Genomic DNA, 202 nt, shown 5'->3' with positions numbered 1-202 from the left:
CCTGGGCGATGCCTTCTACGAAACCCAGCTCGTCCTCGACCAGATCACCGGCCTCACCGGCCGGCGCTACCTCACCGGCGATACCGACAGCCTCAACCAATATAAAGCCCTGATGGATGCCGGCGTGGAAGAAGCGCAACGCTTCCAGCTCAGCGTGGGCGTCGCCCTCACCCCCGACCAGATGGCCCAGCTCACCCAGGAC

1 pseudogene is annotated in these 202 nt (G+C 64.9%); it reads left to right on the top strand.

The features are described from left to right. A pseudogene (locus AC4HNJ_RS22155) lies at positions 1 to 202 on the top strand (S-layer family protein); the annotation flags it as partial.

The organism is Dyella sp. SYSU CM1112 (genome assembly GCF_058216415.1).
The sequence above is the reverse complement of the archived record's forward strand: the minus strand, read 5'-3'. Positions and strand labels throughout refer to the sequence as shown.